Here is a 10661-nt window from a genome sequence, read left to right as displayed (position 1 = left end):
CCGCAGTCACAACAAACAACCTTCCTCCCAATTTGGCTCACCGCACAACGCGATGAGCACACAAGTTACGCTTGGCGGCAATAGCCTTCTGGACCCACCCCTTCCCTTCCCGAACAGGACCGTGAAACAGAATCGCGCCGATGATAGTGAGCTTCCGCTCGCGAAAGTAGGTCACCGCCAGGCTCCCATTCAAAGCCCTCGTTACTAAAGTAACGAGGGCTTTATGCTTTGTAGTTCTCCATTTTTAAAGTTGGTTGAAGCTGCGTTTTCAAGTGAATCGCCGCCCGCTTGGCCCGGTGGCTGTGGTAGAATCTCTGTCGGCGGGTCTCCCCGCATTGCAAGGTGGTGAATCTGGTCAGGTCCGGAAGGAAGCAGCCACAGCTACTTATTGCAAGTGCCGGGGGTTAGGCTCGCCACTTTCATTTTCTGTTTCGGTGTGGAGCGCATGAGTTATCAAGTTCTTGCGCGCAAGTGGCGGCCGCGCAATTTTTCTACGCTAGTTGGGCAGGAGCACGTAGTTCGAGCATTGGCTCATGCCCTTTCTGAACAGCGTTTGCACCACGCATATCTCTTCACCGGGACTCGCGGTGTCGGCAAGACGACTATTGCCCGCATCTTGGCCAAATCACTGAATTGCGAGTCAGGTATTACCGCAACCCCTTGTGGGGTTTGCTCCGCATGCCAGGAAATCGATAGCGGTCGCTTCGTTGATTTGCTCGAAGTTGATGCGGCAACAAATACACGTGTTGAAGAGATGCGTCAGCTGCTTGAAAATGCGGTCTATGCACCGACGCGTGGTCGCTTCAAGGTTTATGTGATCGATGAGGTCCATATGCTTTCGAATTCGGCTTTCAACGCAATGTTGAAAACGCTCGAAGAGCCACCGGAGCACGTTAAGTTTATTCTGGCAACAACGGACCCACAGAAAATTCCGGTGACAGTCCTTTCACGTTGCTTGCAATTCAACCTGAAGCAGATGCCGGCGAGTGCCATTACGACACATCTGGCGCATATTCTCCAGGCCGAATCCGTACCGTTTGAGCCTTCTGCGCTTACCCTGCTTGCACGTTCGGCATCGGGCAGCATGCGAGATGCCTTGTCGTTGCTTGATCAGGCAATTGCGCACGGCGCAGGGAAGGTGGAAGAGTCGCAGGTTCGGAGCATGCTTGGTTCCGTTGATCTTGATTATCTTTTGACTATTCTGGATGCGCTGAAAGATGGCGACAGTTCCGCTTTGCTCCAGGTTGCTTTTGATCTCGGCGTGAGAAGTTTGTCTTACGCGCTGGCATTGCAAGAACTTGCGGCTTTGCTGACCCGCATCCAGATCATTCAGTGTGTGCCTTCGGCTGTTGATGAGGATGATCCCGAGAGAGAGCGTCTTGTTGTCCTTGCCGCTTCCTTTTCTCCGGAATTTGTCCAGTTGGCTTATCAGATCGTCAATGTTGGACGATCCGAGATGGCTTCAGCCCCTGATGAGTACGCCGGGTTTGTCATGACGTTGCTGCGACTGTTTACTTTCAGGCCTGCGTCGGTCATGGAGGTCGTCTCTTCTGTTCGCTCCCAGCCTAAATTCCCGCCAGGCAAGCCGTTGACCGCAGCAGTGGCGCCATCTTCGTCTCCAGCTCCTGTCGCTGTTGAAAACAAACGACGCACAGCGGTGTCCGGTGGCGAGGACGATTGGCATGAGATGGTTGCTGCGCTGCAATTGAGTGGCCTTGCCAGAGAACTGGCTCAGCATTGCGAATTACGCGAATTGAATGAAGGAGACTGTTTGCTGCGACTTGCGCCGGCACATGCTCACCTTCAGATGAAACCGTCTCCTGACAAGCTTGAGGCGGCGTTGAGTGATTATCTTGGGCGGCCACTGAAGTTGCGGATTGAGCTTGATGCGATCGAGATAGATACGCCTGCGGCAACGGCAAGCCGTGAACGTCAAGATCGTCAAAACCGCGCAATCGCTTCGATTGAGCAGGATAGTTTTATTCGTGAAGCAATCGAGTCATTCGATGCCTCACTCACAGAAGCTTCAATTAGACCGATTTCCTGATGGAGAAAATACGATGATGAAGGGTGGTTTGGCTGGCCTGATGAAACAGGCTCAAGCAATGCAGGACAACATGAAGAAGGCGCAGGACCAGCTGGCCCTGATTGAGGTCGAGGGGCAGTCTGGGGCTGGCATGGTCAAAATCGTCATGACCTGTTCCCATGATGTGCGTCGCGTGAGTATCGATCCTTCGGTGATGGATGATCGTGAAATGCTTGAAGATCTGGTTGCCGCAGCTGTCAATGATGCGATTCGGAGAGGCGAGGAGCTGAGCAAGGAAAAAATGTCCGGCTTCACTGCTGGCTTGAATCTTCCTCCTGGCTTCAAACTGCCTTTCTAAGTGACGCCGACGGGTCTTGAGTCACTGATCGAAGCTCTGCGCTGCCTTCCTGGTATTGGTCCGAAGTCAGCGCAGCGAATGGCCTATCACCTGATGCAGCGAGACCGTAAAGGTGCCAAGCGGCTTGGTGAGGCAGTTTTGCATGCGCTGGATGCGGTAAAGCATTGTTTGCGTTGTAACACCTTCAGTGAGACCGAAATTTGTGAGCGCTGTGCATCTCCCAAGCGGGATCAGTCCGTCTTGTGCGTGGTTGAAACGCCCGTTGATATGAACATGATGGAGCAAACCCTCGCCTATCAGGGGCTTTACTATGTTCTGATGGGGCGTATCTCGCCGTTGGATGGCGTCGGGCCGAGGGAGTTAGGTCTCGAGCAATTGATGGCACGCGTCATGGATGGATTGGTGCAGGAGGTCATTCTTGCTACTAATTACACCAATGAGGGAGAGGCGACAGCCCACTACATCACCGCCATGTTGAAGCCGAAAGGCATTGGCGTCACCCGTATTGCACGTGGGGTGCCGGTTGGTGGTGAGCTTGAATATGTCGATAGCGGCACATTGGCGCAGGCCTTGAGAGAGCGTAAGGCTTGTGCCGCCTGACAACGGCTTTTAACGTCGGTTCCGTTGGCGTATAATTTAGCGTTTATTTTTAATCCCATCCAATTCCTTTAGGGGTCAGCGTTATGAGCAAACAAGGAAAAATGGACTGCGGCAGACGGCGTTTGATCGTTGCCACCGCGGCCGTGGGCGGAACAGGGGCTGTTGCTGCTCTTGTGCCGTTCGTCTCCAGCTTGCTTCCATCCGAGCGTGCCAAAGCGGCAGGCGCTCCGGTTGAAGTCGATATCAGCAAGCTCGAACCGGGTCAGATGATGACCGTCGAATGGCGTGGCAAGCCTGTGTGGATCATTAACCGCACCAAGGACATGCTGGAAACGCTGACCAAACTGACTGATGCTGTTGCCGACCCCAAGTCCGACAACAATCAGCAGCCAGCCTACGCAAAGAACGATACCCGTTCGATCAAGCCGGAAATTCTGGTGGCTGTCGGTATCTGTACCCACCTCGGCTGTTCCCCTTCGCAGAAATTCAAGAAGGGCGCAGAAGAGGGGATGGGCGCTGAATGGCTGGGAGGCTTCCTTTGCCCCTGCCATGGTTCGACCTTCGATTTTGCCGGCCGCGTTTACAAGGCGAAGCCTGCCCCGACCAACCTGGAAGTTCCGCCGCACGTGTATCTTTCGGATACCCGCATCATGATCGGCGAAGACAAGAAGGGAGCATAAGAAATGGCTGCTGGCAACTTCGAAAAATACAAGTCTGATGGTTCCATCGGCGGGAATGTCCTGGAGTGGGTTGATGCCCGTTTTCCGGCTACTTCTCTCTGGAAGGGACATCTGTCTGAGTATTACTGCCCGAAGAACTTCAACTTCTGGTATTTCTTCGGCTCTCTGGCTTTGCTGGTTCTGGTCATCCAGATCGTCACCGGCATTTTCCTGGTCATGCACTACAAGCCGGATGCGGCCCTGAACGCGAATGGCGTGCCGATCGCTTTTGCTTCCGTCGAGTACATCATGCGTGATGTACCAGGTGGCTGGCTGATTCGCTACATGCACTCGACCGGTGCATCTGCCTTCTTCATCGTGGTTTACCTGCACATGTTCCGTGGTTTGCTCTACGGTTCCTATCGCAAGCCGCGTGAACTGACCTGGCTGTTCGGTGTCGGTATTTTCCTGGTGCTGATGGGTGAAGCTTTCTTCGGCTACCTGCTGCCTTGGGGTCAGATGTCCTTCTGGGGCGCACAGGTTATTGTCAATCTGTTCTCTGCGATCCCAGTCATTGGCCCTGATCTGTCGATCATCATCCGTGGCGACTTCGTCGTCGGTGACGCTACGCTGAACCGCTTCTTCTCCTTCCACGTGATTGCCTTCCCGCTGGTTCTGGTTGGTCTGGTTGCAGCTCACGTGCTGGCTCTGCACGAAACCGGCTCGAACAATCCGGACGGTATCGAGATCAAGGCCAACAAGGATGAAAATGGCATTCCGCGTGACGGCATTCCTTTCCACCCGTACTACACGGTCAAGGATATCGTCGGTGTCGTCGTTTTCCTGATGGTCTTCTCCGCGGTGATGTTCTTCGCGCCGGAAGGTGGTGGTTACTTCCTCGAAACGCCGAATTTCTATCCGGCTGATCCGCTGAAGACCCCGCCGCACATTGCACCGGTCTGGTACTTCACACCTTACTACTCGATCCTGCGCGCCATGGTCTGGAACTTCTTCGGCTTGCCGGCCAAGCTCTGGGGTGTGATCGGTATGGGGGCTTCCGTTGTGATCTTCGCCGCCCTGCCTTGGCTCGACCGTAGCCCGGTCAAGTCGATCCGCTACCGTGGCCCGATTACCAAGGTGATGCTGACCATCTTCGTGATTGTCTTCTTCATCCTCGGTTACCTGGGGACGCTCTCTCCGTCGCCGATGGGCGAGGTGATCTCCCAGATCTGCACCGTGTTCTACTTCGGTTTCTTCCTGGGCATGCCGTGGTGGTCCCGCATGGACAAGTTCAAGCCGGTTCCTGACCGCGTGACGATGAAGTGAGGATGCAAAAAATGAAAAAATTTCTGATCGCATTGCTCTTCGCGCCGATCATGGCATTTGCCAGCGGCGGTGCGGTTCATCTCGACAAGTGGCCGGGCTCGGTCGGCGACAAGGCTGCATTGCAGAATGGCGCCAAGCTGTTCGTCAATTACTGCCTGAATTGCCACGGTGCTTCCTACATGCGCTACAAGAATCTGGTCGACCTCGGTCTGACTGAACAGCAGGTCAAGGAAAACCTGATGTTCACTTCCGACAAGATCGGTGGCTTGATGACTGTGGCCGCGCGTGCCGATGAACAAAAGCTCTGGTTCGGTGCTACGCCGCCGGATCTGACCATCATCGCCCGTGCCCGTGGTGAAGCTGGTAACGCTGGTGCAGGTGCAGACTGGCTCTACACCTACCTGCGTTCCTTCTATCGTGACGAAAACCGTCCGACCGGCTGGAATAATGTGGTGTTCGAAAATGTCGGCATGCCGCACATTCTTTATGGTCTTCAGGGGCAGCAAGTCCTGAACCACGAAACCCACAAGCTGGAAGTGGCTGTTCCGGGCCAGATGGCTCCGGCCGAATTCGACAAGGCTGTTTCTGATCTTGTCGGGTTCATGGTCTGGATGGGCGAACCACAACAGGAATTCCGCCAGAAGCTTGGTTTCTTCGTACTTGCCTTCCTGGGCTTGCTCTTCGTGCTCGCTTACGCGCTGAAGAAGGAATACTGGAAAGACATTCACTGATCCTGTCCGGATCAGCAAACGGCATCGCGGGTTTGGCTTAGGCCAGCCCCCGATGCCGAATCGCATTTTGAGGGTTACCACAAATGATGAATCTGTACTCGGGCACCACCTGCCCTTTTAGTCATCGCTGCCGCATTGTCCTTTTTGAAAAAGGCATGGATTTCCAGGTGATCGACGTTGATATGTTCAACAAGCCGGAAGAAATGGCTGCGATCAATCCACACAACCGGGTTCCGGTACTGGTTGAGCGAGATCTCGTTCTGTTCGAGCCGAACATCATCAACGAATACATCGACGAGCGGTTTCCGCATCCTCAACTGATGCCGGCTGACCCGATCATGCGTGCGCGTGCCCGTCAGTTGCTGGTCGGTATGGAGCGCGAAATCTTTTCGTTCATGGAAGTGATCGAAAAAAATGGCAAGACGGCTGATAAGGCTCGTCAGGAAATCAAGGCTCGGCTGACCGAGATCATCCCGATCTTCAACAAGCAGAAATTCATGCTGGGCGATGAATTTTCGATGCTGGATGTGGCGATTGCGCCGTTGCTGTGGCGTCTTGATCACTATGGCATCGACCTTGGCAAAGCGGCTGCACCGCTGATGAAATACGCCGAGCGGATTTTCAGCCGTCAGGGTTTCATCGATGCATTGACGCCGTCTGAAAAGGCGATGCGCAAGTAAACATGGAACTGCCGTCTACCAAGCCTTACCTGCTGCGTGCAATCTGGGAGTGGTGCTGCGATAACGGATTTACACCGTATATTTCAGTCCAGGTTGATGGGCGAACGCGTGTCCCCCGGGAATTTGTCCGGGATGGACAAATCGTCCTGAATCTGGGCCCCGATGCGACCAACAAGCTGAAAATCGGTAATGATTTTATCGATTTTCAAGCTCGTTTCGGTGGCGTCTCACGCGAATTGTCCGTGCCGGTGACTCAGGTTACGGCAATTTATTCGCGTGAAAATGGCGCGGGTATGGCTTTTGAGCTTGAGGCTGGAGAGTCGCAAGGCGAGTTCGGTGATGCAGAGGATATGGCCGTTGATGCCTCGCCTGCAGAAGAGCCGCCAGAACCACCCCGCCCAGAAGGAGGGCGTCCCAAGCTGCAACGCATCAAATAGGGACGCACGGCAAGATCGATGCACCAAAAAAGGGAAATTTCTGATGGAAATTTCCCTTTTTTATTTAATTTCATGCCGTTTCAGGGTGGCACATCTGTTGCTCAAGGACTGTCATGAAAAATGAAGTCAAATCCACTTGCTGTTACTGCGGCGTTGGCTGCGGTGTCCTGATTGAAACCGAGAATGGGAAAATCTCCGGTGTACGCGGCGACCCTGATCATCCGGCCAATCGCGGTCGACTCTGCACCAAGGGCGCAACACTCCATTTGACGGCAGGCCCGAGCGGACGCCTGTTGTTCCCCGAGCGCCGCCTGCAGCGCGGCCAGACCGGACAGAGAGTGACCTGGGATGCTGCGCTGGAATCCGCTGCGGACCGGTTTGCCGAGACAATTCGTCGCTATGGCCCCGATTCGGTGGCCTTCTATATTTCAGGCCAGTTGATGACCGAGGACTATTATGTCTTCAACAAATTGGCCAAGGGACTGATTGGTACCAACAATGTCGATACCAATTCCCGTCTGTGCATGTCATCGGCTGTTGCTGGCTACAAGCAGACGCTGGGAGCCGATGCTCCGCCTTGCTGTTACGCCGATATCCTGGCCGCTCAGCTGATATTCATCAGTGGGGCAAATCCGGCTGTCGCACATCCGATTGTTTTCCGTTATATCGAAGACGCCCGTGCGGCGAATCCCGATCTGAAAATCATTGTCGTCGACCCACGTCGCACCGAAACGGCCGAGATTGCCGATCTTTACCTGCCAATCAATCCCGGAACGGACATCGCCTTGTTTAACGGCATGCTTCATCTGCTGATTCGGGATGGGTTGGTCGATAACGCTTATATCGCTGCACACACGACTGGATTTGAGGCGGTTGCCGAACTCGTCAAAACATATACGCCGGCTGCGGTTGCACGTATCTGCGGGATTTCGGAGCTTGATCTGATCCAGGCCGCCGAGTGGTTCGGTAAAAGCAAGGCTGCCTTGTCACTTTATTGCCAGGGACTCAACCAGTCGGCGCACGGAACCCACAATAGTGTCAGCCTGATTCACCTTCATCTGGCAACCGGCCAACTTGGTAAGCCGGGTGCTGGCCCATTCTCCTTGACGGGGCAGCCCAATGCCATGGGCGGACGCGAGGTGGGCGGAATGGCCAACCTGCTGTCAGCCCATCGCGACCTCGGGAATCCCGAGCATCGGGCCGAGGTAGCTGCGCTCTGGGGAATTCCGGATGTTCCGGCCAAACCAGGCAAGACTGCGGTCGACCTGTTCAAAAGCCTGGATTCCGGCGAAATCAAGGCGGTCTGGATTGCCTGCACCAACCCGGCGCATTCCATGCCGAATCAGGCAGCCGTCCGCAAAGCGTTGCATACGGCCGAATATGTCGTGTTGCAAGAAGCTTATGCCGGCACTGATACGGCCGAGTTTGCCGATTTGCTGTTGCCGGCCAGTGCATGGGGCGAAAAACATGGCACGGTAACCAATTCGGAGCGCTGCATCAGCCGCGTTCTGCCCGCGGTTGCTGCGCCGGGAGAGGCGCGCCATGACTGGGAAATCGTTGTCGATTTTGCCCGGCGCCTGGCGAACAAGCTTGCTAACCCGGCGACAGCCCATCTTTTCCCCTACACCAACCCCGAAGAGATTTTCAACGAACACCGCGAAACAACGCGTGGCCGCGATCTGGATATCACCGGTTTGAGTTATGGCCGTCTGGAAACCGACGGCTCTCAGCAATGGCCGTATCCCGATGGGGCGCAGGCTGGCAAGCAGCGTCTGTATGAAGATGGCCGTTTCCCGACACCTGATGGTCGCGCACGGTTTGTTCCAGTTCAGCACCAGGCAACAGCAGAGGCTCCGAGCAGTGAATTTCCGATCAGCCTCATTTCCGGTCGCATGCGTGACCAGTGGCATGGCATGACCCGGACAGGCACGGTGCCGCGTTTGTTCAACCTCGATGATGAACCTGAACTGGCCATGCACCCCTGCGACATGCGACATCGGGGGCTGGCTTCCGGTGATATCGTGAAAGTGGCTAACCCGCGCGGTGAAATGGTCGTGCGGATTGCCGAACGTGCCGGGCTGAAGCGAGGCCGGGCCTGGATGCCGATGCATTGGGGAAGCCAGTTCATGAATTCGCCCGGGGCGAATGCGTTGGTCAGCGAAGCGACGGATCCTTATTCGAAACAGCCGGAGCTCAAGCATGCTGCGGTGCGGATCGATAAACTCGATTTACCTTACCCGGTCGCCGTGCTTCGACGTTGTGCTTCGACGGAAGAGGCCAGGGCTTTGCTGGCCGAAGCGAGAAGCTTGCTGTCGATTTTCCCCTACGCCGCGGTGGGTTTGTATGGCCGTAGCGCACCGTTGGTAATTTTGCGCGCAGCAGAACACGGTCCGCTCGATAGCGCACAGCTTGCCGCGGTCGACCGTCTGTTTGGCCTCGATTCGACGGAGGGAGAAATTCTCTATGCCGATGCAAAACGCCAAATCAACAAGAAGGCCATTGTGCGCGATGGCCGCTTGTTTGGTGTCCGGCTGGCAGGAGAAGCCTTGGCACAGAGCTGGCTGAAACAGGCCATGGCTGAAGATGAGCTGGATCCATCATTGATCCGCTTTGCCCTGGCTCCCAGCGAGCGTCCTCCGGTCAGCATGCCGTCGCGCAACATCATCTGCAAATGCGCTGATGTCAGTGATGTGCAGATTCAGCAGGCACTGGCGCAGGGCTCGGATTTGGCCAGCATGCAGCAAACCCTGAAATGCGGCACTTTCTGCGGCTCTTGCGTCCCCGAGATCAAGCGGATGGTGGCAGAATACGCGACCAAAGAAGCCGTGCCAGTCTGAACGCGGCGAGAGGAGACTATGGGCTACGCTCATTTCATCAAGGAACTTGGTCGCGGCGCCGATGGCGCCCGCGATCTGTCGGCTGACGAAGCACATCAGCTTTATGCGGCGATGCTCGATGGTGGCGTCCCGGACCTCGAGCTCGGAGCGATGATCATCGCTCTGCGCGTCAAGGGTGAATCTGTCGACGAAATGCTGGGGTTTCTTGCCGCGGTCAATGGCCGGACAAATCACCTTGAATTGCCGCATGGTCGAGTTCGACCGGTTGTCCTGCCGACGTACAACGGAGCACGCAAGGAGGCCAACCTGACGCCCTTGCTGGCGCTTCTGCTTCAGCGTTTTGGCGTGCCTGTACTGGTGCATGGCCTGATTGAAGGTTTTGGCCGGGTGACTACGGCACAGGTTCTGCGCGAATTGGGCATCATGCCGGTGACCTCGGTGCTGCAGGCACAAAACAGTCTGGCCGAGAAAGGCCTGGCTTTTGCCCCACTCAGCCTGCTGTGTCCCGGTTTGCATAATCTGTTGTCGCTGCGCAGTCGGATGGGCGTCCGGAGCAGCGCCCACAGCCTGGTCAAGATGCTTAGCCCGTTCCACCAGGAGGCAGTGCTGGTTGCGGCCGCCACGCATCCTGATTTCATCGAGCTGATGCGCAACATGCTGGTTGCCCGGGGCGAGCGCGGAATTCTGCTGCGTGGTACGGAGGGCGAGCCGTTTGCCAATCCGAAACGTCGCCCCCGCCTTGAGTACGTGCACGATGGCGCGGTCAACGTGCTTTTTGAAGCCGAACACGAAAGCCTGCGCAGTTTGCCCAGCCTGCCTGAGTCAGCCGATGCGGCAACGACGGCAAAATGGATCCAGCGCGTACTGGATCGACAAATTCCGCTGCCCAAACCGATTGCCAATCAGCTCGCCTGCTGCCTCTATGCTGCCGGTTATGCCGAGGATTTCAATCAGGCCAAGGCGATCGTTGCCGTCGAATCGAATGGGCTCGCTGCTGCAGGATAAGC

General features: G+C 55.7%; 10 protein-coding genes, 1 rRNA gene and 1 other RNA gene. All 12 read left to right on the top strand.

The annotated features are described in order from the left end of the window. The first annotated feature begins 70 nt into the window (after nt 1-70). Nucleotides 71-183 (top strand): 5S ribosomal RNA (rrf, locus tag KI614_RS12015). A 136-nt stretch (nt 184-319) separates the two neighbouring features. Then, nucleotides 320-418, top strand: an RNA gene (gene ffs, locus KI614_RS12010) — signal recognition particle sRNA small type. A 27-nt stretch (nt 419-445) separates the two neighbouring features. Beyond that, on the top strand, nt 446-2047 hold the full coding sequence (dnaX, locus tag KI614_RS12005) for a DNA polymerase III subunit gamma/tau (RefSeq protein ID WP_226405962.1): 1602 nt from the start codon (nt 446-448) through the stop codon (nt 2045-2047). A gap of 13 nt (nt 2048-2060) precedes the next feature. Continuing rightward, on the top strand, nt 2061-2384 hold the full coding sequence (locus KI614_RS12000) for a YbaB/EbfC family nucleoid-associated protein (protein WP_226405961.1): 324 nt from the start codon (nt 2061-2063) through the stop codon (nt 2382-2384). Further along, entirely contained in the window at nt 2385-2984 is a 600-nt protein-coding gene (recR, locus tag KI614_RS11995) for a recombination mediator RecR (protein WP_226405960.1), read from the top strand. 83 nt (nt 2985-3067) lie between these two features. Continuing rightward, a complete protein-coding gene (gene petA, locus KI614_RS11990) occupies nt 3068-3664 on the top strand; it encodes a ubiquinol-cytochrome c reductase iron-sulfur subunit (RefSeq protein ID WP_226405959.1) in 597 nt (198 codons plus the stop codon). A 3-nt stretch (nt 3665-3667) separates the two neighbouring features. Then, nucleotides 3668-4969: a cytochrome b gene (locus KI614_RS11985; protein ID WP_226405958.1), complete on the top strand. Its 1302-nt coding sequence runs from the start codon at nt 3668-3670 to the stop codon at nt 4967-4969. An 11-nt stretch (nt 4970-4980) separates the two neighbouring features. Beyond that, the gene (locus KI614_RS11980; RefSeq protein ID WP_203467257.1) at nt 4981-5700 is read left to right on the top strand and encodes a cytochrome c1; all 720 of its coding nucleotides are present in this window, start codon (nt 4981-4983) and stop codon (nt 5698-5700) included. An 83-nt stretch (nt 5701-5783) separates the two neighbouring features. After that, nucleotides 5784-6380, top strand: coding sequence for a glutathione S-transferase N-terminal domain-containing protein (locus KI614_RS11975; RefSeq protein WP_203467256.1), 597 nt, complete (start codon nt 5784-5786; stop codon nt 6378-6380). Between the two features lie 2 nt (nt 6381-6382). Beyond that, nucleotides 6383-6817 carry a ClpXP protease specificity-enhancing factor gene (locus KI614_RS11970; RefSeq protein ID WP_226405957.1) on the top strand — a complete coding sequence of 145 codons (435 nt, stop codon included), beginning with the start codon at nt 6383-6385 and terminating at the stop codon, nt 6815-6817. Between the two features lie 113 nt (nt 6818-6930). Then, entirely contained in the window at nt 6931-9654 is a 2724-nt protein-coding gene (locus KI614_RS11965; RefSeq protein WP_226405956.1) for a nitrate reductase, read from the top strand. A gap of 18 nt (nt 9655-9672) precedes the next feature. Further along, on the top strand, nt 9673-10659 hold the full coding sequence (gene ybiB, locus KI614_RS11960) for a DNA-binding protein YbiB (RefSeq protein ID WP_226405955.1): 987 nt from the start codon (nt 9673-9675) through the stop codon (nt 10657-10659). Nucleotides 10660-10661: the final 2 nt, after the last annotated feature.

The sequence above is a fragment of the Dechloromonas denitrificans genome (assembly GCF_020510665.1).
In the GTDB taxonomy this organism is placed as follows: domain Bacteria; phylum Pseudomonadota; class Gammaproteobacteria; order Burkholderiales; family Rhodocyclaceae; genus Azonexus; species Azonexus denitrificans_B.
The sequence above is the reverse complement of the archived record's forward strand: the minus strand, read 5'-3'. Positions and strand labels throughout refer to the sequence as shown.

Bases quoted from the DNA above. Each gene is read 5' to 3' on its own strand.
- dnaX (WP_226405962.1), top strand. From the start codon at position 446: ATGAGTTATCAAGTTCTTGCGCGCAAGTGGCGGCCGCGCAATTTTTCT.
- KI614_RS12000 (WP_226405961.1), top strand. From the start codon at position 2,061: ATGATGAAGGGTGGTTTGGCTGGCCTGATGAAACAGGCTCAAGCAATG.
- petA (WP_226405959.1), top strand. From the start codon at position 3,068: ATGAGCAAACAAGGAAAAATGGACTGCGGCAGACGGCGTTTGATCGTT.
- KI614_RS11985 (WP_226405958.1), top strand. From the start codon at position 3,668: ATGGCTGCTGGCAACTTCGAAAAATACAAGTCTGATGGTTCCATCGGC.
- KI614_RS11980 (WP_203467257.1), top strand. From the start codon at position 4,981: ATGAAAAAATTTCTGATCGCATTGCTCTTCGCGCCGATCATGGCATTT.
- KI614_RS11975 (WP_203467256.1), top strand. From the start codon at position 5,784: ATGATGAATCTGTACTCGGGCACCACCTGCCCTTTTAGTCATCGCTGC.
- KI614_RS11970 (WP_226405957.1), top strand. From the start codon at position 6,383: ATGGAACTGCCGTCTACCAAGCCTTACCTGCTGCGTGCAATCTGGGAG.
- KI614_RS11965 (WP_226405956.1), top strand. From the start codon at position 6,931: ATGAAAAATGAAGTCAAATCCACTTGCTGTTACTGCGGCGTTGGCTGC.
- ybiB (WP_226405955.1), top strand. From the start codon at position 9,673: ATGGGCTACGCTCATTTCATCAAGGAACTTGGTCGCGGCGCCGATGGC.